22 protein-coding genes and 1 tRNA gene are annotated in these 23,017 nt (G+C 61.5%); 11 read left to right on the forward strand and 12 right to left on the reverse strand.

Annotated features, from left to right (window positions below; translation table 11 throughout):
- Nucleotides 1-135 precede the first annotated feature (135 nt).
- Complete coding sequence (locus ACMKFF_RS06780) at nucleotides 136-567, forward strand: sporulation initiation factor Spo0A C-terminal domain-containing protein (RefSeq protein WP_349135346.1); 432 nt, start codon at nucleotides 136-138, stop codon at nucleotides 565-567.
- Here ACMKFF_RS06780 and ACMKFF_RS06785 read toward each other — a convergent pair.
- Nucleotides 522-1,796, reverse strand: coding sequence for an adenylosuccinate synthase (locus ACMKFF_RS06785; RefSeq protein WP_419496464.1), 1,275 nt, complete (start codon nucleotides 1,794-1,796; stop codon nucleotides 522-524). The genes ACMKFF_RS06780 and ACMKFF_RS06785 overlap by 46 nt on opposite strands.
- Nucleotides 1,797-1,928: 132 nt before the next feature.
- On the opposite strand from ACMKFF_RS06785, the gene ACMKFF_RS06790 reads away from it, so the two are divergent.
- The gene (locus tag ACMKFF_RS06790) at nucleotides 1,929-2,846 is read left to right on the forward strand and encodes a LysR family transcriptional regulator (protein WP_419496465.1); all 918 of its coding nucleotides are present in this window, start codon (nucleotides 1,929-1,931) and stop codon (nucleotides 2,844-2,846) included.
- 170 nt (nucleotides 2,847-3,016) lie between these two features.
- On the opposite strand, the gene ACMKFF_RS06795 is transcribed toward ACMKFF_RS06790, so the two are convergent.
- Nucleotides 3,017-5,212 (reverse strand): Tex family protein, encoded by a 2,196-nt coding sequence (locus ACMKFF_RS06795; RefSeq protein ID WP_419496466.1) that lies wholly within the window; start codon nucleotides 5,210-5,212, stop codon nucleotides 3,017-3,019.
- 759 nt (nucleotides 5,213-5,971) lie between these two features.
- Entirely contained in the window at nucleotides 5,972-6,610 is a 639-nt protein-coding gene (locus ACMKFF_RS06800) for a helix-turn-helix domain-containing protein (RefSeq protein ID WP_419496467.1), read from the reverse strand.
- A gap of 217 nt (nucleotides 6,611-6,827) precedes the next feature.
- Here ACMKFF_RS06800 and ACMKFF_RS06805 point away from each other — a divergent pair, with 217 nt between their 5' ends.
- Entirely contained in the window at nucleotides 6,828-7,400 is a 573-nt protein-coding gene (locus ACMKFF_RS06805) for a hypothetical protein (RefSeq protein WP_419496468.1), read from the forward strand.
- An 87-nt stretch (nucleotides 7,401-7,487) separates the two neighbouring features.
- On the forward strand, nucleotides 7,488-8,372 hold the full coding sequence (locus ACMKFF_RS06810) for a DegV family protein (protein ID WP_349134881.1): 885 nt from the start codon (nucleotides 7,488-7,490) through the stop codon (nucleotides 8,370-8,372).
- Between the two features lie 145 nt (nucleotides 8,373-8,517).
- Here the strand turns inward: ACMKFF_RS06810 and rny are convergent, their stop codons facing one another.
- A complete protein-coding gene (rny, locus tag ACMKFF_RS06815) occupies nucleotides 8,518-10,068 on the reverse strand; it encodes a ribonuclease Y (RefSeq protein WP_419496469.1) in 1,551 nt (516 codons plus the stop codon).
- A 275-nt stretch (nucleotides 10,069-10,343) separates the two neighbouring features.
- Here rny and ACMKFF_RS06820 point away from each other — a divergent pair.
- The 3 genes from ACMKFF_RS06820 to ACMKFF_RS06830 all read left to right on the forward strand — a co-directional run bounded on the left by ACMKFF_RS06820 (nucleotide 10,344) and on the right by ACMKFF_RS06830 (nucleotide 13,024).
- A tRNA-Leu gene (locus ACMKFF_RS06820) sits at nucleotides 10,344-10,428 on the forward strand.
- Between the two features lie 48 nt (nucleotides 10,429-10,476).
- Nucleotides 10,477-12,192, forward strand: coding sequence for a M3 family oligoendopeptidase (locus tag ACMKFF_RS06825; protein ID WP_419496470.1), 1,716 nt, complete (start codon nucleotides 10,477-10,479; stop codon nucleotides 12,190-12,192).
- A 430-nt stretch (nucleotides 12,193-12,622) separates the two neighbouring features.
- A complete protein-coding gene (locus ACMKFF_RS06830; protein WP_418464401.1) occupies nucleotides 12,623-13,024 on the forward strand; it encodes a hypothetical protein in 402 nt (133 codons plus the stop codon).
- A gap of 64 nt (nucleotides 13,025-13,088) precedes the next feature.
- Here the strand turns inward: ACMKFF_RS06830 and ACMKFF_RS06835 are convergent, their stop codons facing one another.
- The 3 genes from ACMKFF_RS06835 to ACMKFF_RS06845 are packed head-to-tail and all read right to left on the reverse strand — an operon-like array spanning nucleotide 13,089 to nucleotide 15,252.
- The gene (locus ACMKFF_RS06835; RefSeq protein ID WP_349135153.1) at nucleotides 13,089-13,649 is read right to left on the reverse strand and encodes a peptidoglycan-binding protein; all 561 of its coding nucleotides are present in this window, start codon (nucleotides 13,647-13,649) and stop codon (nucleotides 13,089-13,091) included.
- Nucleotides 13,650-13,662: 13 nt separating this feature from the next.
- Complete coding sequence (locus ACMKFF_RS06840; RefSeq protein WP_419496471.1) at nucleotides 13,663-14,853, reverse strand: peptidoglycan-binding protein; 1,191 nt, start codon at nucleotides 14,851-14,853, stop codon at nucleotides 13,663-13,665.
- Between the two features lie 9 nt (nucleotides 14,854-14,862).
- A complete protein-coding gene (locus ACMKFF_RS06845) occupies nucleotides 14,863-15,252 on the reverse strand; it encodes a spore cortex-lytic protein (RefSeq protein WP_349135151.1) in 390 nt (129 codons plus the stop codon).
- Between the two features lie 155 nt (nucleotides 15,253-15,407).
- Here ACMKFF_RS06845 and ACMKFF_RS06850 point away from each other — a divergent pair, with 155 nt between their 5' ends.
- The 4 genes from ACMKFF_RS06850 to ACMKFF_RS06865 are packed head-to-tail and all read left to right on the forward strand — an operon-like array spanning nucleotide 15,408 to nucleotide 19,142.
- Nucleotides 15,408-15,791, forward strand: coding sequence for a DUF4004 family protein (locus tag ACMKFF_RS06850; protein WP_419496472.1), 384 nt, complete (start codon nucleotides 15,408-15,410; stop codon nucleotides 15,789-15,791).
- Nucleotides 15,788-16,537, forward strand: coding sequence for a polymer-forming cytoskeletal protein (locus tag ACMKFF_RS06855; RefSeq protein ID WP_419496473.1), 750 nt, complete (start codon nucleotides 15,788-15,790; stop codon nucleotides 16,535-16,537). The genes ACMKFF_RS06850 and ACMKFF_RS06855 overlap by 4 nt, the downstream gene beginning before the upstream one ends.
- Before the next feature lie 51 nt (nucleotides 16,538-16,588).
- Nucleotides 16,589-17,923 (forward strand): TldD/PmbA family protein, encoded by a 1,335-nt coding sequence (locus ACMKFF_RS06860; RefSeq protein WP_419496474.1) that lies wholly within the window; start codon nucleotides 16,589-16,591, stop codon nucleotides 17,921-17,923.
- 13 nt (nucleotides 17,924-17,936) lie between these two features.
- Nucleotides 17,937-19,142 carry a metallopeptidase TldD-related protein gene (locus tag ACMKFF_RS06865; protein WP_419496475.1) on the forward strand — a complete coding sequence of 402 codons (1,206 nt, stop codon included), beginning with the start codon at nucleotides 17,937-17,939 and terminating at the stop codon, nucleotides 19,140-19,142.
- 57 nt (nucleotides 19,143-19,199) lie between these two features.
- Here the strand turns inward: ACMKFF_RS06865 and ACMKFF_RS06870 are convergent, their stop codons facing one another.
- The 5 genes from ACMKFF_RS06870 to rpmF all read right to left on the reverse strand — a co-directional run bounded on the left by ACMKFF_RS06870 (nucleotide 19,200) and on the right by rpmF (nucleotide 22,958).
- Complete coding sequence (locus ACMKFF_RS06870; RefSeq protein WP_419496476.1) at nucleotides 19,200-19,619, reverse strand: GtrA family protein; 420 nt, start codon at nucleotides 19,617-19,619, stop codon at nucleotides 19,200-19,202.
- Nucleotides 19,607-20,608 (reverse strand): NAD(P)H-dependent glycerol-3-phosphate dehydrogenase, encoded by a 1,002-nt coding sequence (locus ACMKFF_RS06875; protein WP_419496477.1) that lies wholly within the window; start codon nucleotides 20,606-20,608, stop codon nucleotides 19,607-19,609. The genes ACMKFF_RS06870 and ACMKFF_RS06875 overlap by 13 nt, the downstream gene beginning before the upstream one ends.
- A gap of 10 nt (nucleotides 20,609-20,618) precedes the next feature.
- The gene (gene plsY, locus ACMKFF_RS06880) at nucleotides 20,619-21,239 is read right to left on the reverse strand and encodes a glycerol-3-phosphate 1-O-acyltransferase PlsY (protein WP_349135144.1); all 621 of its coding nucleotides are present in this window, start codon (nucleotides 21,237-21,239) and stop codon (nucleotides 20,619-20,621) included.
- Nucleotides 21,240-21,241: 2 nt separating this feature from the next.
- On the reverse strand, nucleotides 21,242-22,570 hold the full coding sequence (gene der / locus ACMKFF_RS06885) for a ribosome biogenesis GTPase Der (protein ID WP_417324644.1): 1,329 nt from the start codon (nucleotides 22,568-22,570) through the stop codon (nucleotides 21,242-21,244).
- A 199-nt stretch (nucleotides 22,571-22,769) separates the two neighbouring features.
- A complete protein-coding gene (rpmF, locus tag ACMKFF_RS06890) occupies nucleotides 22,770-22,958 on the reverse strand; it encodes a 50S ribosomal protein L32 (RefSeq protein ID WP_349135142.1) in 189 nt (62 codons plus the stop codon).
- Nucleotides 22,959-23,017 lie beyond the last annotated feature (59 nt).

Here is a 23,017-nt window from a genome sequence, read left to right on the forward strand (position 1 = left end):
CACTTTAGCATGTTTTGCCGTATAATAATAGACGCTGGTTGCCCAAAACAACTTTATCCGGCCGCTGACTGAAAACGTTTCTCCCGGCGGACGAGCGCCGGGAAGACAACAGAGCACGAAGAGAGGAGAAAACTTATGATCACCGCTGAATCCCTGTTTTTTGCGATTCTGGGAACGACCCGGGCCGAGATCACTCCCTCCGTCCTTGCAACGGAGATCACTGCCGAGCTGCTGTTTGACGAGAACCTCGGCTTTGACGACTTCCGCATCACGAAGGATGTGTATCCCACCGTTGCCAAGCTCCTGCGCCGCAGCTCCGATTCGGTATCCCGAAGCGTCGAGCGCATGACTGCGCGCCTGTGGCGCTGCGGAAGCCCGGAGCAGCTGCGAAAAATCACCGGGCAGGAGCGGCTGCTGCCGCGTCCCGCCCGGGAAACGATCCTGTATCTGGCGTATTATCTGCGTGCGGAGCGTCCGATCTCTGCGCTGCGGTACGGAACGGATGTCCCGCCGAACCGGGATCAGCGCGTGATGATCGCCTCGCGTTCCGCGCCGACGGAGACGTAAGAAATGTGGCAGCCGATGGCCTTTTCCACGGTCTCTACATAGTCGCGCGCTTCCTTCGGCAGGTCCTCATAGCGGCGCACGCCGGAAATGTCGCAGTTCCAGCCCGGCATGGTGCGGAAGACGGGCTTTGCCTCCGGCAGGATGGCAGGGAAGGGGAAATCGTCCGTCAGCGCGCCGTTCAGCTCATACTGCACGCACAGCGGGACCTCCTTCATGCCGGACAGCACATCCAGCTTCGTCAGCGCGACCTCGGTCGCGCCCTGGATGCGGCAGCCATAGCGTGTGGCGACAAGGTCGATCGGGCCGACGCGGCGCGGACGGCCGGTGGAAGCGCCGTATTCGCCGCCCTTTTCACGCAGGTTCTCGGCCTCCTCGCCAAACCACTCTGCTGTGAACGGGCCTTCGCCGACGCAGGTGGAGTAGGCCTTCACGATGCCGACGGTACGGTCCACATGGCTGCCCGGCATACCGGCGCCGACGCAGGCATAGCCCGCAATGGACGAAGAGGAGGACGTGTAGGGATAAATGCCGAAATCGATGTCGCGCAGGGCGCCGAGCTGGGCCTCGAACATGATGTTTTTGCCGGCTTTTTCGGCCTCATAGAGGTACTTGGGTACGTCGCACAGGAACGGGCGAAGCTTGCCGCCGAACTCCTCGCACCAGGCGAGCATGTCCTCGAGCTTGTAGGGCTCTGCGCCGTAGACATTGTGGATGATGAGGTTCTTCCACTCCAGGATGGTGGCCAGATGCGCCTTGAGGTGCTCCGGGTAGAGCAGCTCACCGAGCATGACGGTCTTCTTCTGATATTTATCGGAATAAACGGGCGCGATGCCGCGCAGCGTGGAGCCGTACTTCTGATCCTTCAGGCGGGCCTCCTCCAGACCGTCGAGCGCGCGGTGGAAGGGGAAGACGATGGTGGCACGCTCCGAGATCTTCAGATTCTCCGGCGTGATGCGGATGCCGTGCGCACGGAGATTGTCGATCTCGCGGCACAGGTCTTCCAGATCGATGACGACGCCGTTGCCGAGCACATTCACAACGCCCTCGGAGAAAATGCCGGACGGGATGAGATGCAGGGCAAACTTGCCGTACTCATTGACGATGGTATGACCGGCGTTGTTGCCGCCCTGATAGCGAATGACAATATCATAATCCTTTGCGATGAGGTCGACCATGCGGCCCTTGCCTTCATCGCCCCAGTTGATGCCGACGACTGCACAATTGCTCATAATACTTCTGCTCCTGTTTCTGCCCGATGGGCTTGATTTCACACAACGCGCCTATTATAATACAAACCGAGGCATAAGTAAAACATGAATATCTTATGCAAGACATCAATAATTCTGATGGAGTGTGAGACCATGGCAGTCAAGCTGGAGCAATACCGGATATTTAAAGCAATTGCCGACACGGGAAATATCTCCCGGACGGCAAAGCAGCTCTATTTGTCGCAGTCGGCCGTCAGCCAGTCGCTGCAGCAGCTCGAAAGCGCCCTCGGCGTGCGGCTGTTTTCGCGGACGGCGCGCGGCGTGACGCTCACGGCGGAGGGGAGCGTGCTCTATGACTATGCGGCGCAGGCGCTGTCCCTGCTCGAGGCGGGGGAGGAGCGCATCGCGCAGTCGCGTGAGCTTCTGAAGGGCGAGCTGTCCATCGGCGTGAGCAGCACGCTGACGAAATACTATCTTCTGCCCTTCCTGCGGGACTACCATCAGCAATACCCGCATATCCATGTGCGCATCCTGAACGGAACGAGCCGCCGTGTGCTGCAGCTGCTCGGCAGCGGGCAGGTCGAGCTTGCGTTTGCGACCTACACGCCGGATGCAGACAGTTTTTCCGTTTTCCCGTGCTTTGATACGCACACGGTGTTCGTGGCGGCGCCGGATTATCCCTGCGATTTTGACCGCGTTTATACGCTGCAGGAGATCAGCGAATTCCCGCTCATCCTGCTCGAACGCGAGGCAAGCTCGCGCCGCTTCCTGGAGGACTGCTTCCTGCAGCGAGGCCTGCGCCTGCAGCCGGAGATCGAGCTGGCCAGCCATAACCTGCTCATCTCGCTGGCGCGCATCGGCCTCGGCGTGGCGGGTGTGACGGAGGAGCTGTCGCTCTCCGGCCTGAACCGCGGCGTCGTGCGCAAGCTGCATTTGGCCGAGGAAATCCCGTCGCGCCGCGTCGTGCTGTGCACGCGCCGCAATACGCCGCCGTCGGCCGCGGCAGGGCGGTTCATGGAGATGATCCGCGCCCACCATGGGTTCGACCGCCCGGCGGAGCAGGACGGTTAACAGCCGGCTTGTCAAAAAAGACCCTTCGGGCTTTTTTGACAAGCTGCTTCCAGAATTGCAAAATCAATTTTTGTAGTATGATTTTGCAATTCTGCCGCTGCGGCGGGTGATGGAACGCGAAAGGACACCCTGACGGTTTCCTTTCACACTTTTCTTCCCTCCGAAACTTATTACCGGGCAGTTTTCTGACAGTCCGGGCCGGTTTCGCCGTCCCCCGGCACGCCGCGCATGGTCAGACTGATGCGCTTGCGCTTCTCATCGACTTCCAGCACGGCTACGCGCACGATATCGCCGACGGACACGGCCTCGGACGGGTGCTTGATGAATTTGTTGCAAACCTGCGAGATGTGAACAAGGCCGTCCTGGTGGACGCCGATGTCCACGAACACGCCAAAGTCAATGACATTGCGCACGGTCCCCGTGAGCACCATACCGGGCTTCAGGTCCTTCAGCTCCAGAACGTCCGTGCGGAGCGCAGGCTGCGGCAGTTCATCGCGCGGGTCACGGCCGGGCTTGCACAGCTCGCGGACAATGTCGCGCATCGTCGGCAGACCGATGCCGCAGGCCTCTGCGGCGCGCGCAGGGCCGTAGGCCTCCAGCCGTGCGGGCAGCTCGGTCAGCGCGCCGACGTCCGCAAGACGATAGCCGCACAGGCCCAGCAGCGTCTCTGCCGCGGCATAGGACTCCGGATGCACGCCGGTGTGATCGAGCACCTGCGGGCTTTCCGGCACGCGCAGGAAGCCTGCCGCCTGCTCATAGGCCTTCTGGCCGAGCTTCGGCACCTTCAGGACCTGCCGCCGCGCCGTAAAGGCCCCGTGCTCCTCGCGATAAGCGACGATGTTCTTTGCCGTCGTGGCGTTCAGACCGGCCACACGCCGCAGCAGGGAGGGGGAGGCCGTGTTCAGATCGACGCCGACGGCGTTGACGCAATCCTCCACCACGCCGGAGAGCGCCTCGTCGAGCTGCTTTTCCGGCACGTCGTGCTGATACTGACCGACGCCGATGGCCTTCGGGTCGATCTTGACCAGCTCGGCCAGCGGGTCCTGCAGCCGCCGCGCGATGGAGACCGCGCTGCGCAGGTTGACATCGTACTGCGGAAATTCCTCCGCCGCCAGCGGCGAGGCGGAATAGACGGAGGCGCCCGCCTCCGAGACGATCATGTAGGCCGCGCCGTGCTTCTGCCGCAGCAGCTCGCAGACCATGGCCTCCGTCTCGCGCGAGGCCGTGCCGTTGCCGAGGGCGATGTGCGTCACCTCATACCGATCCATGAGCCGCCGGAGCGTTTCGATCGCTTCGGCGCGTTTTGCTTTGGAGAACGTGGGGTAGACGACGGCGGTGTCCAGCACCTTGCCCGTCGGGTCAACGACGGCGACCTTGCAGCCGTGGCTGTAGCCTGGGTCGAGGCCCATAGTCACATGGCCGCGCACGGGCGGCTGCATGAGCAGCGGCCGGAGATTCAGGGCAAAATTGCGGATGGCCCCCTCGTTGGCCCGCTCCGTGAGCGCGGTGCGCAGCTCGCGCTCCATGCTGGGCGCGATGAGGCGGTCATAGGCGTCCTCGCAGGCGGCGCGCAGGAAGGCGGCCGCGCCGCCGCCCGGTACGAGCACGCAGCGGCGCACGCAGATGAGGGCCTGCTCGCGGTCCGTTTCCAGCGTGACCTTCAGAAAGCCCTCGCGTTCACCGCGGTTCACGGCGAGGATCTGGTGGCCCTGCAGTCTGGACACCGGCTGGCGGAAGTCATAATAGAGCTGATAGACGGAGGTCTCCTCCTCCTTTCCCTTCGCGGCCTGCGTGCGCAGAACGGACTGGCGCTGCATCAGGCTGCGGAGAGCTTTGCGCACGGCAGCATCGTCGGAGACGGTCTCCGCCACGATGTCGGACGCACCGGCCAGCGCGTCCTCCGGCGTCTCCACGCCGCGCGCCGGGTCTGCGAATCCGGCGGCAAGCGTGAGCGGATCGGGCAGATCGCGGGCCTGCCCCAGCAGCTGCTCAGCCAGCGGCGCAAGGCCGCGCTCCCGGGCGATGGTCGCGCGCGTGCGGCGCTTCGGCTTATAGGGCCGGTATAGGTCCTCCAGCTCCGATAGCGTCACTGCGGCCTGCAGGGCAGCGTCCAGCTCGTCCGTCAGCTTCTCCTGCGCGGCGATGGAGCGGCGGATCTCCTCACGGCGCTGGGCCAGATTGCGCAGATACTGTAGGCGCTCTGCCAGTGTGCGCAGCGTCGTGTCATCCATTGCGCCGTGCTGCTCCTTGCGGTAGCGGGCAATGAAGGGGATGGTGTTCCCCTCGTCAAGCAGGCGGACGACCGCCCCCACATGCTGCGGCTTCTGCCCCAACTCGGCTGCCAGCAGCCGGATCATATCTTCCATTGCGATCTCCTCCGTGTGTTCGGATACGGCGGCCGTGCCAACATGGCCCAGCCGCCTGTTTTTCTGTATTGTACCATGTTTTCCGGAAAAAGAAAAGGAAAACGAGAACCCCGCCGGAGCAGCCGGTGGGGTTCGGTGAATCGTAGGCCTCCCGCCGCCGCGGCAGAATTGCAAAATAATGCTGCAAAGTTTTGTTTTGCAATTCTGAAAGCCCAAAGGGATTTTTTCAACAAAAATGGGGGCTGCTCCAAAAGAAGCAGCCCCGCGGAAGAGACAGATAAAACAAGATGTTCGACAATACCAATACTTCACTTCAAATTATTAGGAGATGTTAGAAAGGAGAATAAGATAGTAAGAAAAAATTGCCCATACTCGCGGTTAACTCTTGCCTGACCAAATAACGAAAGAAAGAAGAAAAGATGAAAACGAACGTGGACTGAGCCGCGGGGATCCCAGAGTGCAGCCCATAGCCTCTGCAGGACAGGCCTGCTCACAAAGACGGCTGCGCACACCGCTCTGTGCGGGACAGGAGAACGAACGAGCGGGACCGGTCAATGGCGAACCATGCAGCGCTGCGGCGGCCGCCGCGCTGCTCCGACTATGTTCAGAGGAGATCTTCTCCTCTCTGGTGCCAGTTTACCACGTTGTGCAAAAAAGTGCAAGCATGTTACGACTAAAAATTCGTGGCGAATTCAACAAATTATAGAAAGAAAAATTGACAATATCGACAAAACAGGGAGAAAATGGAATTTTCAGCGCTCAAGCTGCGGAATCGTCGGACGATTTCTGCATTTTCTTGCGCTTTTCGCGCCATTCACGCCAGCGCGTCTGCGCGCGCAGGGTGTACAGCAGGATCAGAAGGACCTCGAGCACGGCGCAGATGACGTAGACAAGAAACAGCCGGTTCCCGTGCGCCGTGAGGTGCAGACTCAGACCGGCGCCCCAGATGATAAGCGAGCAGGCGAAGATCTGCGAGAGCTGGTTGCTCCAGAGCGCGCAGAAAACCTGCGCCACGATTCCGGAGATGGGGATGCCGTAGATGAACAGCAGCCAGGCATACCGGTCACAGATCGAGAAGATCTGCGCGCTGCAGAATAACACCGTCATCACGAGCCAGACAAGGCCGACGGACAGCAGCGAGATGAGCAGGTGGCGCGTGCGCGTTTTGGCGACCTTCTTTTCGCGCAGCAGGTCCTGCACGGTGATGCCGTAGAGCGAGGCGATATGGGAGAGAATGAAGATGTCCGGCGTGCCGTCGCCGCGCTCCCACTTGGAGACGGACTTATCGGAGTAGCTGAGCTTTTCCGCAAGACCGGCCTGTGTGTCGCCGTTCAGCTTGCGGTAATAGGCAATGTTTTCGGCGATGAGCTGCCGCAGCTTTTCATCGGATTCATTCATGGGCGTTTGTCCTTTCTGTTGGTGGGGAATGCCCGCAAACCCTTGCAAATCAAGGACTCTACTCACAGTAGAACCCCATTCTCGGGCTGATGGAGTCGCTCTCCAGACTGCGGAGAGGGACGGCTCACGCCGGTAGCGTGACATACGGGGCGGGGCATGGTACGATGAGTCCAGCAGCCGGGGCGGCCCGGCGAATGACTCACGGGGAGGCTTCATCATGAAACAGAAATTTGCACAGGCGGTCCGTATCCTGACAACGCCGCCGGTTTTTTCCGCACTGATGTGCACGCTGCTCTATGTGCTCGTGCCTGGCTCGTTTGCTTCGCTGGGACATTATCTGCTTGCGATCGTGTGCCTGTCGCTGCTGCCGGTGCTGGCCTATCCGGTGTCCTATCTCATCCCGGCGCTTCGCAGAGGCGGCAGAAAGACGCAGCGCAATCTGGCGCTGGTGTTCTCCGTGCTCGGCTATCTGATCGGCTTCCTTGCTGCCGTGCTGGACGGCGGCGCAGCGATAGAAAAGGTCATTTTCGGAACGTATCTCATCTCCGGCACAACGCTTGCCGTGTGCACGCTGCTGCATTTCAAAGCCAGCGGCCATACCTGCGGCTGCTCCGGCCCGATCGCGGCGCTGTCGATCTTTATCAATCCGTGGTTTCTGGTCGGCTATGTGCTCCTGACGCCGATCATCTGGTCGAGCATCCGGCTCAAGCGTCACACGGCGCTGCAGCTTCTTGCGGGCTGCGTCATCCCGGTGCTGGCTATGCTGATCTGCCGGGCGCAATTCCTGTAAACAGGGAATCCCAACGCACGGGCAGCACGTCCGTCCGTGCGGATTTTTATGCAACTGCAAAATCAACACACAGAGAGGACCCACACCATGCCGTACATGTTAAGCTGTGATTCCACGACGGATCTGACGCTTGCGCAATACGCCGCGCTCGATCTGCATTATGTTTCGCTCCATTTTCTGCTGGACGGGAAGGAATATCCTGACGACTATGGCCAGAGTCTGCCGATGAAGACGTTTTTCGACGCCATGGCAGCCGGGGCAACGACGGGGACGTCGCAGGTCACGACCGGGGAATTCGAGCTGTATTTCCGGCAGTTTCTGGAGCAGGGGAGCGACATCCTGCATGTTTCGCTCTCGTCTGGCCTGTCGGGCTGCTATCATTCCGCCTGCGCCGCGCGGGACATGCTGCTGGAGGAATTCCCGGAGCGGAAAATCATCGTTGTCGACTCGCTCTGCGGCTCGGGCGGCGCTGCTATCCTGATGCTCGAAGCAGCGCGTCAGCGCGATGCGGGCCGGACCATGGAGGAGACCGCCGCCTGGATCGAAGCGCGCAGGCTCCATGTGCACCACTGGCTCTTCACGCCGGAGCTGGCATATTTTGTGCGCGGCGGCCGGGTCAGCGCTGCGGCGGGCTGGATCGGTACGCTCCTGCGTCTGTGCCCTGTGATCGAGGCAAACTGCGAGGGCAAGCTGATCCCGCGGGAGAAAATTCGCGGCAAGCAGCGCGCCTTGCGCGTTCTTGTGGAGAAAATGGTCAGCTATGCCGAGGGCGGCATGGCCTATGACGGCCCCTGCCATATCTCCCATGCGGACAATCTTGCGGATGCCGAACAGCTGGCAGGCATGATCGAAGAGAAATTCCCGCAGCTGCGCGGGAGAATCGTGATCAATACCGTCGGTACGACGCTCGGCAGCCACTGCGGGCCGGGCATGGTCGCCCTTTTCTTCTATGGCACGGAGCGCGGCCGTTGAGCAGGCTGGCGATTCTCCAATATTAATATTATAGCAGAACACCGGCGGATTGCCAAGCCTGAAAACGGCGGCAGTCCGCCGGTTGGCTGTATCAGGACATAAAAACACCGGGCACGGAAAATCCGTGCCCGGCAGGCGGTTGACCTTATTTGGCGTATTCGACGACCTTCGTCTCGCGGATGACGTTGACCTTGATCTGGCCGGGATATTCCAGCTCGGACTCGATCTTCTTCGTCAGCTCACGGGCGAGGATGATCATGTTGTCCTCGGAGACATCCTCGGGCTTGACCATGATACGGACCTCGCGCCCGGCCTGAATGGCGTAGGACTTCTCGACACCGGGGTAAGTGCCGGTCAGCTCCTCGAGCTTTTCCAGACGGCGGATATAATTCTCCACGTTCTCGCGGCGTGCGCCGGGACGAGCGGCCGAGATGGCATCGGCCGCCTGCACGAGGCAGGCAATGACGGTGCGCGGCTCGATGTCGTTGTGGTGCGCCTCGATGGCGTGGATGACGTCGGGCGATTCGTTGTACTTGCGGGCCAGCTCAACGCCGAGCTGGACGTGGCTGCCTTCCATCTCGTGGTCGACAGACTTGCCGAGGTCGTGCAGCAGGCCGGCGCGCTTGGCCAGCGCGACGTCCACGCCGAGCTCGCTTGCGAGCAGACCGGCGATGTGGGCGACCTCGATGGAGTGGTTCAGAACGTTCTGACCATAGGACGTGCGGTACTTCTGGCGGCCGAGCAGCTTGATGAGCTCGGGGTGGAGGTTGTTGATGCCGGTCTCAAACGTGGCGCGTTCGCCCTCCTGCTTGATGACGCGGTCGACCTCCTTGCGGGCCTTCTCTACGAGATCCTCGATACGGGTCGGGTGAATGCGGCCGTCGGCGATCAGCTTCTCGAGCGCGAGACGCGCGACCTCGCGGCGCACGGGATCGAAGCATGAGACGGTGATGGCCTCCGGCGTGTCGTCGATGATGAGATCGACGCCGGTGATGGCCTCGAGCGTGCGGATGTTGCGGCCCTCGCGGCCGATGATGCGGCCCTTCATCTCATCGTTCGGCAGAGCGACGACGGAGACAGTCGTTTCGGCGGCGTGGTCGGCGGCGCAGCGCTGGATGGCGATGGAGATGATCTCGCGGGCGAGCTGATCGGCGTTGTCCTTGAGGTTCGTCTCGATCTCCTTGATCTTGAGCGCGGCGTCATGCTTGCATTCGTTTTCGAGATTCTTCAGCAGGTGGTTCTTAGCCTCCTCCTGCGTCAGGCCGGAGAGCTTTTCCAGCGTTTCGAGCTGGCTCTTCTTGATCATTTCGACCTCGTCCTGCGTAGCGGCAATGTTTGCCTGACGGCGGCGGAGATCGTCTTCCTTGCGTTCGAAGGCGTCGAGCTTCTTGTCGAGAGACTCTTCCTTCTGCTGGAGGCGGCGCTCCTGCTTCTGCAGGTCGGCGCGGCGCTCCTTGACTTCCTTTTCGTATTCGGTTCTGGATTTATGAATTTCCTCTTTCGCTTCCACGAGCATCTCGCGCTTCTTATTCTCGCCGCCCTTGATGGCTTCGTTGATGATACGCGTTGCTTCGGTTTCTGCGCTTCCGATCTCACGCTCCGCGACTTTCTTGCGATAGAGCATGCCGATCAGAAAGAAGATAAATGCTACAATCAGCAGTCCTGCGACGAGCAGGACGTAACCATACCATTCCATTGCCGGAATACACCTCCTGTTCTTCAAATTGGGTGCGTGTGTCACGAAAAAGTAATGCTTCCTCCGGCTACCCCAATGCACAGAGCAAACAAACAAATCCACTGTTTATTGTACCGTTTCACTTCGCGAAAGTCAAGCAATTATGCAGGGAAAATTGTTTCCCTACAGGAAAACTTGTGCAAAGCATACAAGGCGTTGACAACTTGCAGCCGGAATGATAGAATTATAATGAGTTGGAGGCGGAACGCATTCTCCGTTTTCAATTTGATCGATACGCGGGTATGATGGAATTGGCAGACATGCAGGATTTAGGTTCCTGTGCAGAGATGCGTTGGGGTTCAAGTCCCCATACCCGCACCACGACAAGCCCCTTTATTCTATAAAAATGTGAGGAGAAACCGGAACGCCATGGACAATTTCAGATTTTCGACCCTGGAATATAAGCGCCCCGATCTGGAGGCACACCGTGCAAAGCTCAAGGATTGGAAAGCTGCGATCGAACACGCGGAGAGCTACGAGGCTCTGCGCACGCTGCTTCTTGAGATGGACCGCGAAAACTGCGAGCTGTCCACGCAGTATTCCATCGCGAACATCCGCCATACGCTGAACACCCGTGATGAATTCTATGAAACGGAGGTCGCCTATCTTGACGACACGCTGCCGACCCTCGGCGGCGAGGAGGTCGCGCTGAGCGAGGCCATCGCGTCCAGCCCTTTCCGCCCGGACATTGAGAAGGAATTCGGCAAGCAGTATTTTGTCTCCATGGATCTGCAGAAGAAGCTGTTCTGCGAGGCCAACATCCCGCTGCGCCAGCAGGAGAGCCGCCTGACCAACGAGTATCAGAAGATCATGGCCACGGCGGAGATCCCCTTCGACGGCAAGACGCTGAACCTCTACGGCGTGCAGAAGTATTTCGAGCACCCCGACCGTGCCATGCGCGCCGCTGCCGTCAGGGCCTACGCCAAATTCTACGAGGACAACGAGCCGCGTCTGGAGGGGATCTGGGACGAGCTGATCCGCATCCGCAACCAGATGGGCAAAAACCTCGGCTATGAGAACTACATCCCCGTCGGCTATCTCGAGCAGAGCCGCACGGACTACGGCGAAAAGGAGGTCGCGTCTTTCCGCGAGCAGGTGCGCATGTTCCTTGTCCCGCTGTGCCAAAAGCTCTATGACGCGCAGGCGAAGCGCCTCGGTATCGACCACGTCATGTGGCACGATGAGAAGATGGTGTTCCCGGACGGCAATGCCGAGCCCGCGGGTGACGATGCCTTCATGGTGAAGACTGCCCAGAAGATGTACCACGAGATCAGCCCGGAGACCGGCGAGTTCATCGATTTCATGATCGACCACGAGCTGATGGATCTGCAGAACAAGCCGGGCAAGGCATCCACCGGTTACATGACGAGCCTGCCCAGCCTGAAGGCTCCCTTTGTCTTCTCCTGCTTCAACCACACGATCTTTGATATGCAGGTGCTGACCCACGAGCTTGGCCACGCCTTCGCAGGCTATATGGCCATGCGCAGCCAGCCCATCTCGGACTACTACAGCGAGTCGACCGACATTGCCGAAATTCACTCCATGTCCATGGAGCAGTTCGCCTATCCCTATGCCGAGTGGTTCTTCGGCGATCAGGCGGATAAGTTCCGCTTCGCCCACCTGCAGGAGGCGCTGACCTTTGTGCCCTTCGGCGTGGCCGTGGACGAATTCCAGCATATCTGCTATGCCCATCCGGAGCTGACGCCGAAGGAGCGGACCTACCAGTGGCATCTGCTGGAGGAGAAGTACATGCCGTGGCGCAAGTATGAGAGCGATCCCTTCCTGGAGCGCGGTGGCTACTGGTACCACAAGCTGCACATCTATCTCTACCCCTTCTATTACATCAACTACACGCTCACGACCATGGGGGCGATGGAGTTCAAGAAGAAGTACGCCGAGGATAAGGCCGCCGCATGGCAGGACTACCTCAAGCTCTGCAAGACCGGCGGCAGCCGCAGCTATCTCGAGACGCTGCGCTACGCCAATCTGGCCAATCCGTTCGAGGCAGGCTCCGTCGAGCGCGCCTGCGGCTATGCCGAGGAAATTCTGCTCAAGCAGATCGCGGAGCAGGAACAGGAAGCGTAAAAGCCTATAATAACGATCAAGCTCCCCTTGAGGCCTGCCTTGAGGGGAGCTTCTCTGTGCGCAGATAAAGTTTTTGCTGTTGATTGCCAAAACTTTGAAATTTCATAGTTCGATCTCCCGTTTCTGTCCGTTTGTTTCAGATAATGTTAGCGAACGCTAACTGCTACGGCATGATGACAGCCCCCATTTTGCCCCAATACAATGGCCCTTGCGAAAAAAGGACGCTTCCGGGAAAACGGATGCGTTGTATATCTACATTACACGCTGGGACAAACCCCAACACTCTCGACAAATATCGACAAAAATCGCGTTATTCTGCGCAAAAAACTGCTTGACATTTCATTAAAATTTCGATATTCTAAAAATAACGACGAATCCGGGCAGCAATGCAGGATTCCCTGTGAATCGGAAAACGGGAAGGGGAAAGGATATGAGTTGGGATTTGCGCGCCCTCGGCGGGGCGGTACAGCTTCCGTGCGGAGAGTTGGCCTGGACAAAGCCGCAGATCTTTCGGGTGCTTGCCAGCGTCGAGGCAATGCGCGGCGTCGTTCTGGGCGGGGATGTGCTGTTCGGCAACGGGACCTACACCGGCAGCAGCTGGCAGTATTGCCTGACCTGCGAGGATCACTATGTCGCCTTCCTGCGGGAGAACTGCCGCGGCAGCCGCAGAACGGCCGAGGCATTCATTCGGGACTTTTTGGCCACGCGCAGCGGAGAATTCCTGTTTGCGCCCGTGCTCCGCGAGGGCGTGGATGCCTATATCCACCGCAGCACGGGGGGCCTGGCTCCGGGCTATGACTGCGCCGCACGGTCGGGCTGCGGACTGCCGTGACCGTTTGCCGGAAAAGCCCCTTGGACTTTTCCGGCAAAGAAATTCTGCTTCGCTGCGGAGCGCTTCAGACGCGCTGCGGCGTCTGCGCACCCTCCGGGTGGGTGATCCGGACGGGATAGGACCCGGTCCCGTCGCCGACGGTCTGGGCATACAGCCGCACCATATGCTGCCAGGTCCGCCGGTCCAGCTCGCCGGTCACGGGCAGGCCGCAGCGGGCCTGCAGCCATTTGAGGCAGGCGGTGCAAGCTTCATCGTGCCGGCCTGTCACGGAAACGGGCGGCATGCCGTCATAGTAGTGCCGCAGGGCCTGCAGCATGCCCTGAGCAAGGTACAGGTGCATGTTCTGCTCGCCGGGGGAGATGGTCTGCATCGGCTGAAAAAGCGGGCGCAGCGGCTCGGCCGGGCCATGGTGGATGTGCGCCTCGCGCGCGGCATCCACAACGGCGTTCCAAGTCGTAAGGTCGGCCGCTCCGGTGACGGGCAGGCCGTTCTGCTGTTGAAATTCCCGCACGGCACGGGCCGTCTCCGGGCCGAAAATGCCGTCGGGCACGACGGTTGTGGGCTTCCCGGCATGGCGCTGCAGCAGGCGCAGCATGGACTGCAGGGAACGGATGGGCATTTGCATGGCTTTCCTCCTTTTATGTGTCGCTGTCGCCGAGGCGCAGGATCTGTCCCGGGAAATTCGGGATCACTCCGGCCTGCACGAGATAGCCGACCTCCTCTGCGATCTCCTGCGCCACATCCTGCGGCAGCGGCCCGGTCTCGGCGATCCCGGCGAGACGGTCAAAAATGGCGTTCCACGTCTGCTCGCCGACGATGCCGTCAATGGCCAGACCGGAAAAGCGCTGGAAGGCCCGCACGCTGTTGGCCGTTAACTCGCCGAAGATGCCGGTCTGCGGCGGCATGGGGACGTCGTTGATATACGAGCCGATGACCTGCAGCATATACTGCAGCACGCGCACCGGCTCACCGGTGCTGCCCTCGCGCAGTACGCGGGAATACTGCCAGTTTACGGCATAGAACGTCTGCCCCTGCGAGGCCAGCTCTGACAGCTCCGTCACCGCGACATACAGCCGCACGAGCTGATACCACGTGCCCTTGCCGACGATGCCGTCCGGGTCCAGATTGAAGATGCGCTGTGCGGCCAGCACGGCATTTTCCGTCTGCGTGCCGAAAATGCCGTCTACGGACGCAACACGTGGGATGGCGGGGTAGTTCTGCCCGATGCGGTTGAGCATGACCTGCAGCTGCACGACCTGCGGCCCACGCGAGCCGCGGCGCAGGGGCGTTCCGCCGTAGGAGGGGGCGTAGCCGCGCATGGGCGCGTTGCGGACGATCTCGATATCCTCGCCGTAATAGCGGCGGAGAATTTCCACGGAGCTCAGCCCCTGCTGTGCAAGCTCCTGTGAGCCCCACTGGCTCAGACCGTCGCACGTCACGGTCGTTCCGTTGCAGAATTTGGCGGCCAGAGGCTCCACAAAGCCCTGCCGCCGGAGATAGGTGTTGAACAGCTCGTCGACGAGGCGGCCGACATTTTCAAAAATATTCCGCCCGTTGATGAATTTCTGGTCGATGGCCGTCGAGGACGTGATGTCGAAATCATAGCCCCGGCTGCGGTAGAATTCCGTATAAACGCGGTTGAGGGCAAAGGAAATGATGGCCAGAATGTTGGCGACGAGGGCACTGTCATCCCACGTCGGGTAAATTTCGCTCGAGGCGACGTTTTTGACATAGTCCGCGAACGACACCGTCACATTCGCGGCCGAGGCGGTCGGCGGCCCCAGATGCACGGTGATCTGCGCGGGAATGTAGGGAATGACCGTTACCATGGCCGTCACCTACAGCGCCTGCGGCGAGATCGGGAAGACCTCGGTCAGGTTGTAATACTCCGGATACTGCGGGTAGGGGATCATGGCCAGCTCCTGAATGGCCCGCACCCCGGCGAAGATCTGGATGCCCTCCACGAGGATCTGCTCGTAGCCGGGGCACTCCGCCGACAGGTCCACCTGCGTGAACGGCTGCCCCGTTCCCGGGGCCTGACTGCCCGCTCGCTCGGGCGCTTCGATGACGATGGGGCCGATCATGCCGCTTTCATCCGTGATGCGCAGGGCAAGCAGCTTCATGCTGCCCTCCGGCGTGCGCTCCGTGATGCGGATGGCTACGCCGGGCAGCGGGAGCTGCGCGTTGGAAGCAAAGGCTCGCGCCTGCAGGGTTCCGCTTGCTGCCATAAGGTACCTCCTGAATCGGGTTTGGGCAGCCCTTGCGTACTGCCCTGAGATAGTCTATGCGCAGGTGCTCCCGCCTGCGCCAAAATTTGTGCTTGACAGCGTAACAATGTTATGCTATTATGATGGCGTAACAATGTTACGGAGGGAGGATGCGAATGGAAGACCTCATTTCCAAGCGCGAGCTGCTGGAGCGCTACGGCGTGTCCTATGGCGCGCTCTATCGCTGGAAGCGCATGGGCCTCATCCCGGAGGACTGGTTCCTGCGCCGGGCGACGCTGACCGGGCAGGAGACGTTTTTCCACCGGGCGCAGATCTGCCCGCGCGTGGAGCAGATCCTGCAGCGCGGCGAGACCTCGCTCGAGGAGCTGGCCGAAAAGCTCCGGGAGCCGGAGCGGCATGCGCCGGAAAACTGGCTCATCGTGACGGACCGCTTTACCAGCCGCCGCTTCCGGCTGGAGGAACTGAAAAGCATTACATTGATCGTGGACGGGCAGGCGCAGGAGCTCTTGCCAAAGCAGAAGGGAGTTCATCAGAAATGAAACAGAATTTGAATTGTTCCGGTTCGACCCGCGTTGACGGCGGGGAATACGGCGAGGTGCGCGTAAGCGCCAGCCTGCGCGTGGACGGCGACCTGCGGTGCGACACCCTGCAGTGCTCCGGCTCCGCAAAGATCGAGGGCGCGCTTTCCTGCGCCGGTGAGGTCCGCTGCAGCGGCTCGGTGAAGGTCGCGGGCGAGGCTGCCATGCAGGAGGGACGCTTTTCCGGCAGCGTGAAGGCACAGTCGCTGCACTGCACGGGAACGCTGCAGTGCTCCGGCTCGGCAAAGACCGAGGGCGGCATGCAGCTTGGCAAGGCCCGCTTCAGCGGCAGCTGCGCCGCAGAGGGCGACATCCATGCCGAGGAGCTTGAGATCGCGGGCTCGCTGCGCGCCCCGGCTGTGGAGGCCGAGCGCTTCCATGCCTCCGGCGTGTTCCGGATCGACGGTCTGCTCAACGCCGGGGAGATCATCATGTCCCGCGGAGGTCTGTATCAGGTGGGCGACATCGGCTGCACGACGCTCCGCGTGGTGCAGGACGCGCATGTGATCTCGCTCGGCCGCCGCAAGCGCGCACTGGAGGCCCAGTCCATCGAGGGCGATACGCTCGAGCTGCTCGATACGCAGGCGGCCGTCGTCCGCGGGCGCTTTGTCTGCGTCGGCGCAGGCTGCGTGATCGACCGCGTGGAGTATTCCGAGGACCTGACGGTCGAGGACGGCGGTATCGTAAAAGAACCGGTCCGCTGCTGATTGACACGGCGTGTCCCGCATGATAGAATGCAGGAAAAGGAGGAAATGCTTATGCTGAAATTTCCCAGGGATCTATATTCGGATGTCCGTGTGGAGGACGTGGCGGAAACGACGCTCGTACTCGAGGACGGCGAGCTGAAGCAGTGCACCGAGAGCCGCCGCCGCGGCGCATTCGTGCGCGTCTATGACGGAAAGCGCTGGTATAACAGCGCCACAACGGAGCCGGACCGCCTGCAGCAGGAGCTTGATACGCTGGCCGCCATGGCAGAGCCGAACCCGGCCATCGGTGACGACCCTGTTGTGCGCCGTTTTGAGGTGAACCGTGACTGTGTGCTGCGCTGGCAGGCAGGCGACCTGCGCGCCGTGCCGGTGGAGCAGAAGCTGGCGCTGCTGCGCAGCTATCAGCCCCTGCTGGAGCGCAGCGGGCTTGCCGCCACCCGTGCGCGCTATCTGGATGTGCATGTCGACAAGACATTCTGCTCTTCGCTCGGCGCGGATATCCGGCAGGACTATCAGCACTGCGGCATCGCGCTGGGCTATACTGTCACGGGCGCGAACGCGCCGTTCACGAACGGTCAGCAGCGCTATGCATCGGATTTCGCGGGCCTGCAGGGCTGCCAAGAGGGCCTGCGCGCGGCCATTGAGGAGGACGTGAACTATGCCATGCACGCCGTCCCCGTGGAGCCGGGGGAATATACCTGCGTGCTCTCGCCGACGGTCGCCGGTGTGTTTGCCCATGAGAGCTTCGGCCACAAGAGCGAGTCGGACTTCATGCTCGGCTCCGAGACGATGCGCCGGGAGTGGGAGCTGGGCAAGCGGGTCGGCTGGGAGGGCCTGAGCATTCTGGACTCCGGTGTGCCGAACGGTTCCGGCTACTGCCCCTATGACGACGAGGGCACGCGCGCGCGCGACACCTATCTGGTGAAAAACGGCGTGCTGACCGGCCGCCTGCATTCCGCAGCGACGGCCGCTGCGCTGGACGAGGCGGTCACGGGCAACGCCCGCGCCATCAGCTTCGAGTTCGAGCCGATCGTGCGCATGACCTCCACCTGGATCGCGGGCGGCACGGACACGTTTGAGAGTCTGCTGCGGGGGGCCGAGGGCGGCCTGTATATCCCGGACTTCTTCCACGGCTCCGGTATGTCGACATTTACGATCGCTCCGGCGCGCGCTTACCGCATCCGCGGCGGAAAACCGGCAGAGCCGGTGCTGGTCAGCGTGATCTCCGGCAATGTGATGCAGACGCTGCATCAGATCGACGGCGCGACGGCCGAGACGGAGCTGCGCAGCCTGTTCACGGGCGGCTGCGGCAAAATGGAGCAGTGGCCGCTGCGCGTCGCGTTCGGCGGGCCGTACCTGCGGGTGCGCGGCCTGAAGGCGCAGTAAGGAGGAGACGGAGATGCAAAAAGAGCTTTATCAGATCGAGAGAAGCGAGGTTTCTCTGAATATTTCCGAGGGCGCCGTGACGGAGGTGCGCCGCAAGCACATCGTCCGCAGCGGCTGCCGCGTGTATGACGGCGGAAAGCTCGGCATCAGCGGCGTGTTTGGCGAGCCGGACGAGGCAACATGGCAGGCCGCGCAGCGCGCGCTCACTGCCGGCCTTTCCCACCCGGAGCCGCTTGGCGCTCTGGTCCGCAGCCGCGAGACCGGCGTTATGCCGGAGGAGCGTGAGCTGCTGGAGCAGTCCGAGGCTCTGCTGGCACATCTGCGTGAGGAATGTCCCGGCTTTGTGTTTTCCAATAAGATCGTGGCGCTTTCCGAGCGGGTGCGGCTGGAAAATGACCTCGGCCGCAGGCTCGACGACAGGCAGAGCGGTTCGTTCCTGAATCTGGTCGTGAAGGACGAGGCATCGCCGAACGTATTTGACACCGGCATCGGCTGGACGAGCCGCGGCAATGCGGCCGTCGACGGGCTGGAGGCCGCGCGCCGTTCCCTGCGTGCCTACCGCAACGAGGTGCCTATGCCGAAGGAAAAGCTCCCCGTGCTGTTTGCGGGCAGCTTCCTGAGCGGAAAGCTCGAGGGCCTGCTCGACGTGCAGAAGCTGGAGAGCGGTGCGTCGCTGTTCAGCGGCAAAATGGGGGAGAAGCTCTTCTCCGGCGCGTTGACGCTGCAGGTCGACCGGCGTCCGGAGAGCTGGCTGCCGTTCTTTGATGCGGAGGGCTCCGTGCTCGAGGGCGACACACTGCCGCTCATCGAAAACGGCGTGCTTGTGCGCGGCGCAGCGGATCGTGCACAGGCTGCGCGCTATGGCTGCATGGCGACTGCCGCGGCGGGCGGCGCTTATGACGCCGCGCCCTGCCGCTCGGCCTCGGAGGGCTGCCTGCGCATTGCACAGACACATTCCTATGCCGAGCTGCTCGGCGATCGGTCGTTTATCCTGATCGACGTGGCCTCCGGCGGCGATATGACGCCTGCGGGAGATTTTGCGACACCGGTGCAGACGGCCTATCTGTGCCGCGACGGCCTGCCTGTCGGCCGCCTGCCGGAATTCAGCTTCCGCGGCAGCGTGTTCGACCTGCTGGGCGGCGGCTTCCTCGGGCGGACGGACGGCGGCCCGCTCGGCGGCGACGGCTGGACGCTTCTGGAAGGCACCATCGACGCCTGAACGGATCTGCAATAACAAGCAAGACCTGCCTGAACAAAATCAGACAGGTCTTGCTTGTTATTTTGCGTCTCTGGAATCGATCGTTCCGCGGAAGACGACGAAGCGGTCATAGAGGAACTCTAACACGAGGTTCAGCACCATGTTGAGCGCCGTGACCAGGTAGTCGTTCCAGAGCTGCACGTCGGTGAGCCAGTGCTCCAGCCAGGTGGTGCAGGGCGTAAAGACAAGGTAGAACAGCGCGACAAGCGCCATGGCGCGCGGCACGCTTGCGGCGGAGCGGAACGTATAGCGCCGGTTCAGCGTGAAGTTCCAGAGCACGGAGAGCACCAGCGCGATGAGATAGCCCAGCCATGCGGGCAGACGGATGACGTCGTTGCACAGGGCGAACGCGCCGATCTGGATGAGCCCGGCCGAGGCTGAGAACAGAGTGAACTTCAGCGAACGCAGCAGCTCTGCGCGGCGGTTCACCGTGCCCATGCGGCGTCCTCTGCCTCTGAGGTGCGGTCGCGCAGCATGAGCGAATTGAGCGCCACACGCGGATCGTGGCCTTCATAGAGCACGGCATAGGCCGCCTCGGTGATCGGCATGCTGACGTGCTTGCGCTGCGCCAGCTCCCAGGCGGACTGGGCGGCATAATAGCCCTCGACGACGGCGCCGACCTGCTTCATGGCCTCCTGCACGGGAACGCCCTGGCCGATGAGGATACCGGCGCGGCGGTTACGGGAGTGCATGGACGTGCAGGTGACGATCAGGTCGCCCACACCGGCCAGACCGGCGAAGGTCTCGCGGTGCGCGCCGAGTGCCATGCCCAGCCGGGCGACCTCGGCAAGGCCGCGCGTCATGAGCAGGGCCTTGGTGTTGTCGCCATAGCCCATGCCGTCGCAGACACCGGCGCAGAGGGCAATGACGTTCTTGAGCGCCGCGCCCAGCTCGATGCCGGCCGTGTCGGGGCTGGTGTAGACGCGGAAGCGGCTGCACATGAAGGCGTTCTGCACGCGCTCGGCAAGCTCCCGCTCCGGGCAGGCGACGACAACGCCCGTCGGGATGCCGCGGCTGACCTCCTCGGCGTGCGAGGGGCCGGACAGGGCGACGACGGTGCGGCCGGTCTCCTGCGAGACAAGCTCGGACATGCGATAGCCGGTACCTTCCTCGATGCCCTTCGTCACGGAGACAAGCAGGGACGTTTCGGCGAGGTACGGCGCAAAGGCGCGGGCTGTGGTGCGCACGGCGAACGACGGCGTGGCGAACACGACCATCTCCCTGCCCTGCGCGCAGGCGGGGTCTGCAGAATAATGCAGTCCCTCCGGCAGAGTCACGCCGGGGAGATATGGATTCTGATGGGTCTCGGCGAGCTGCTTGCTCTCCGTTTCGAAATGCGACCAAAGGGTGACATCGTGACCGTTTTCATGCAGCAGAATGGCAAGGGCCGTGCCCCAGCCGCCGCTGCCGGCGATCGTTACCTGCATGGAAGATTCCTCACTTTTTCTTGGATTTCAAAAGATAGGTTTTTGTCTCCGTGCCATGGAGCAGACGGGCAATATTGCTGCGATGCATGAAGATCGCAAGGACGGCCATAGCAATGGCGATGCTCCAGATCCACGGCTGTCCGGGGAAAAAGATGACAAACAGCACGGCATAGGCCGTGGCGGCCAGAATGGAGCCGAGCGAGACATAGTGCGTCGCAAAGACGATGATCAGAAACAGGCTGAAGCCGATGACAAAGATGCGCCAGTCCATCATGATCGCCAGTGCAGCGCTCGACAGGATGCCCTTGCCGCCGCGGAAGCCGTAAAAGACCGGGAAAATATGACCCAGCTCCGTCATCGCGCCTGCGATCATCATCCCGAGCTGCGGGTTTCCGGGCAGGAGCCAGCGGCCGAGCAGGCAGGCGAGCACGACCTTACCCATATCCATCAGGACGACGAGCAGCGTTGCCCAGCCGCCGAAGTTCCGCAGAAAATTCGTCAGGCCGGCGTTTCCGCTGCCTTTTTTGCGGATGTCGTCGTGCATGCAGGTGTGCGACACGACGATTGCGCCGTTGCAGCTGCCGAGCAGGTAGCCCGCAGCGGCACAGCAGACGATGCGCCACCAGTCCATGCTCAGTCCTCCTTATCGCCCTTCTGGCGGATGGTCAGCCGGATGGGCGTTCCCTCCAGACCGAAGACACCGCGGAGCTGATTCTCCAGATAGCGCTGGTAGGAGAAGTGGAACAGGCGCGCGTCGTTGCAGAAGATGACAAAGTGCGGCGGCTTCACGCCGACCTGCGTCATATAATAGATCTTCAGGCGGCGTCCCTTGTCCGTGGGCGGCTGCACGCGGGCCGTGGCGTCCTCAAGAATGTTGTTGAGCATGCCGGTCGTGATGCGCATGGCGCTCTGGTTGGCCACGGCGTTAATGCGCTCATAGAGCTTGCCGACGCGCTGGCCCGTCAGGGCGGACAGGAAGATGATCGGCGCGTAGGTGAGATAGCTGAGGTCGCGGCGGATCTCTGCCGTCTTCTCAGCCATGGTGTTCGTGTCCTTGTCCACAAGATCCCACTTGTTCACGACGATGATGCTGGCCTTTCCGGCCTCGTGGGCCAGACCGGCAATCTTCGTGTCCTGCTCCGTCACGCCCTCGACGGCGTCGATGAGGATCAGACAGACGTCTGCGCGCTCAATGGCGGCGATGGAGCGGAGGTTGGAATATTTTTCAATGGCGTCATCGACCTTGGACTTGCGCCGCATTCCGGCGGTATCGATGAAGCGGTATTTGCCGAATTCGTTTTCAAAATAGCTGTCGATGGCGTCGCGCGTCGTTCCGGCGACATTGGAGACAATGACGCGCTCCTGCCCGAGAATGCGGTTGAGCAGGCTGGATTTGCCGACATTCGGCTTGCCGATGATGGCAACGTTGATGACCTCGCCCTCGTCCTCCTGCTCGGAGGGGGCGGGGAAGTGCGCAACGCACCAGTCGAGCAGGTCGCCGGTGCCGTGGCCGTGGACGGCGGAGACCTCGATGGGGTCGCCGAGGCCGAGCGCATAGAATTCGTAGACGTCGGGGTTCGTGGGGCCGACGGAGTCGCACTTGTTCACGGCGAGGCAGACCGGCTTGCGGCTGCGCAGCAGCATATTGGCGACGTCCTGATCGGCGGCGGTTACGCCGGTCTTCACATCCGTGACCATGACGATCACGTCGGCAGCGGCGATGGCCAGCTCGGCCTGGCGGCGCATGAACTGCAGCATCTCGCTGTCGGTGTTCGGCTCGATGCCGCCTGTATCCACGAGCTCGAATTCGCGGCCGTTCCAGTCACAGTCGCCGTAAATGCGGTCGCGGGTCACGCCCGGCGTATCCTCCACGATGGCGGCGCGCCGACCGGTCAGTTTGTTGAAAAGCATGGACTTGCCGACGTTCGGCCGTCCGACGATCGCAACCAAGGGCTTGGGCATAGCGCAAGCCTCCTCTCTGCGGCAGAGCGCCGCGGGTTCTTTTTCCTATTATGGCACAAAACGCTTCGATTTGCAAGGCACAAACAAAAATGCCCGGAAACAAAGCAAAACCTGCCGGGATACCACCCCGGAAGGGGCGCTGTCCGGCAGGCTGAGAGAAAGGAGCTTATCCTTTCCTGCTTTCCTTGTGGGAACGGAATTACTTCGCCTCGGCGGCAGGAAGAACCTCGCGGCCATTGTAGGTACCGCAGTTCTTGCAAGCTCTGTGCGGCAGACGAGCCTCACCGCACTTCGGGCAAGCGACTACGCCGGGGATGGAGAGCTTCCAGTGGGAGCTGCGTCTCTTATCCCGTCTTGCCTTGGAAACCTTACACTTAGGAACAGCCATGAATGACACCTCCTTGGTCAGATGCTTTCGCAGAAAATAATCATTTATCCTTCAACAGC

Origin of the sequence: Faecousia sp. (assembly GCF_048519415.1) — a bacterium.
Lineage (GTDB): Bacteria > Bacillota > Clostridia > Oscillospirales > Oscillospiraceae > JAZOXB01.

Excerpts from the sequence above, each read along its gene's own strand:
- ACMKFF_RS06785 (WP_419496464.1), bottom strand. The coding sequence starts at position 1,796 with ATGAGCAATTGTGCAGTCGTCGGCATCAACTGGGGCGATGAAGGCAAG.
- ACMKFF_RS06845 (WP_349135151.1), bottom strand. The coding sequence starts at position 15,252 with ATGGCAGCAAGCGGAACCCTGCAGGCGCGAGCCTTTGCTTCCAACGCG.
- ACMKFF_RS06800 (WP_419496467.1), bottom strand. The coding sequence starts at position 6,610 with ATGAATGAATCCGATGAAAAGCTGCGGCAGCTCATCGCCGAAAACATT.
- ACMKFF_RS06835 (WP_349135153.1), bottom strand. The coding sequence starts at position 13,649 with ATGCAAATGCCCATCCGTTCCCTGCAGTCCATGCTGCGCCTGCTGCAG.
- ACMKFF_RS06860 (WP_419496474.1), top strand. The coding sequence starts at position 16,589 with ATGCTGAAATTTCCCAGGGATCTATATTCGGATGTCCGTGTGGAGGAC.
- ACMKFF_RS06865 (WP_419496475.1), top strand. The coding sequence starts at position 17,937 with ATGCAAAAAGAGCTTTATCAGATCGAGAGAAGCGAGGTTTCTCTGAAT.
- ACMKFF_RS06810 (WP_349134881.1), top strand. The coding sequence starts at position 7,488 with ATGCCGTACATGTTAAGCTGTGATTCCACGACGGATCTGACGCTTGCG.
- rpmF (WP_349135142.1), bottom strand. The coding sequence starts at position 22,958 with ATGGCTGTTCCTAAGTGTAAGGTTTCCAAGGCAAGACGGGATAAGAGA.
- ACMKFF_RS06805 (WP_419496468.1), top strand. The coding sequence starts at position 6,828 with ATGAAACAGAAATTTGCACAGGCGGTCCGTATCCTGACAACGCCGCCG.
- ACMKFF_RS06825 (WP_419496470.1), top strand. The coding sequence starts at position 10,477 with ATGGACAATTTCAGATTTTCGACCCTGGAATATAAGCGCCCCGATCTG.
- rny (WP_419496469.1), bottom strand. The coding sequence starts at position 10,068 with ATGGAATGGTATGGTTACGTCCTGCTCGTCGCAGGACTGCTGATTGTA.
- ACMKFF_RS06870 (WP_419496476.1), bottom strand. The coding sequence starts at position 19,619 with ATGGGCACGGTGAACCGCCGCGCAGAGCTGCTGCGTTCGCTGAAGTTC.
- ACMKFF_RS06850 (WP_419496472.1), top strand. The coding sequence starts at position 15,408 with ATGGAAGACCTCATTTCCAAGCGCGAGCTGCTGGAGCGCTACGGCGTG.
- ACMKFF_RS06795 (WP_419496466.1), bottom strand. The coding sequence starts at position 5,212 with ATGGAAGATATGATCCGGCTGCTGGCAGCCGAGTTGGGGCAGAAGCCG.
- plsY (WP_349135144.1), bottom strand. The coding sequence starts at position 21,239 with ATGGACTGGTGGCGCATCGTCTGCTGTGCCGCTGCGGGCTACCTGCTC.
- ACMKFF_RS06780 (WP_349135346.1), top strand. The coding sequence starts at position 136 with ATGATCACCGCTGAATCCCTGTTTTTTGCGATTCTGGGAACGACCCGG.
- ACMKFF_RS06790 (WP_419496465.1), top strand. The coding sequence starts at position 1,929 with ATGGCAGTCAAGCTGGAGCAATACCGGATATTTAAAGCAATTGCCGAC.
- ACMKFF_RS06855 (WP_419496473.1), top strand. The coding sequence starts at position 15,788 with ATGAAACAGAATTTGAATTGTTCCGGTTCGACCCGCGTTGACGGCGGG.
- der (WP_417324644.1), bottom strand. The coding sequence starts at position 22,570 with ATGCCCAAGCCCTTGGTTGCGATCGTCGGACGGCCGAACGTCGGCAAG.
- ACMKFF_RS06840 (WP_419496471.1), bottom strand. The coding sequence starts at position 14,853 with ATGGTAACGGTCATTCCCTACATTCCCGCGCAGATCACCGTGCATCTG.
- ACMKFF_RS06830 (WP_418464401.1), top strand. The coding sequence starts at position 12,623 with ATGAGTTGGGATTTGCGCGCCCTCGGCGGGGCGGTACAGCTTCCGTGC.
- ACMKFF_RS06875 (WP_419496477.1), bottom strand. The coding sequence starts at position 20,608 with ATGCAGGTAACGATCGCCGGCAGCGGCGGCTGGGGCACGGCCCTTGCC.